General features: G+C 62.8%; 1 protein-coding gene and 1 pseudogene. Both read right to left on the bottom strand.

Going from position 1 to position 1027, the window contains the following annotated elements; all coding sequences use genetic code 11:
• Positions 1-626 (bottom strand): D-alanyl-D-alanine carboxypeptidase family protein (locus EOA79_RS32240; RefSeq protein WP_164894081.1); only part of this gene is annotated, 626 nt, incomplete at its 3' end.
• Between the two features lie 83 nt (positions 627-709).
• Positions 710-1027, bottom strand: a pseudogene (locus tag EOA79_RS32235) (septal ring lytic transglycosylase RlpA family protein); the annotation flags it as partial.

The raw sequence follows: 1027 nt of genomic DNA, 5'->3' as shown, positions 1-1027 counted from the left end.
ATCTTGTTCCAGGTGAAGTCGGGCTGGCCGTAGTAGTGGAAGAACTCGGGATAGTCGCGCCAGATGTGCAGTGCCAGCATCGTGAGTTCCCGCACTGTCGTCTGCTGGCCATCTGCCGGCAGCCCGGTCGAATTGACGAAGGTCGATTTCGAGAGACCAAGCTCGCGGGCACGCTCCGTCATCTGCGCGGCGAAATTCGCCTCCGAGCCTGCCATGCCTTCGGCAAGCACGATGCAGCCGTCATTGGCGGCCTGCACGGTCACGCCCTGGATCAGATCCTCGACACGGACCGCCGATTTGAGCTTGGCAAACATCGTCGAGGTGCCCGACGGCGCGCCGCCGGTGCGCCAGGCGTTTTCGCTGACCACGAAAGTATCGTCGAGCGTGATCCGCTTCGATTTGATGGCGTTGAAGACCACCTCCATCGTCATCAGCTTGGCCATCGAAGCCGGCGGGATCGGCTTGTCGGCATCCTTGGCGAAAAGCACCGTGCCGGTGTCGGCGTCGATCATGAAGGCCTGGGCCGCCTTGGTCTCGAAAAGCTGCGCACCGGCCGGGGCTGCCCAAAGCAGTATCAGCGCCAGGCCTAGTAATCCGGCGAAAGGCTGAAAGATGCGGAACTGCATGAAAAATCGACCCACTTAGCCGTGCTGGCGTCGACAAGCTATCAGGGTTCTTTCCGCTGGATCAACGGCGGGCGCGAAATTGATCAGTTTCGCACAACCAATGCGTCCGGCGCGCCGTGCGACCAGGCCGCCTGCAGCAGGTCGTCGATGCTGCTATGGCCATCCGGATAGACGTTGACCGCGTACCAGTCGTTGCCGTCGAGCTCGGTGCGCTGGATTTCAGTCCTGCCGAACGGCTCGAGCGCCGCCGCCACGCGGTTTGCCTGCGCCGCATTGTCAAAAGAGCCGGCGGCCACATAATCGGAGGCCGGCGCCTGTTCCTGGCCGTTCGACTTCTTCCACGACTGGAGGATGTCGGCCGGCGACATGCCGCTGCCGTCGAGGGCGGCAAAGACGTCGGC

Origin of the sequence: Mesorhizobium sp. M1A.F.Ca.IN.020.03.2.1 (assembly GCF_004023205.1) — a bacterium.
Taxonomy (GTDB): domain Bacteria; phylum Pseudomonadota; class Alphaproteobacteria; order Rhizobiales; family Rhizobiaceae; genus Mesorhizobium.
This window is presented reverse-complemented; position numbering and strand designations above follow the sequence as displayed.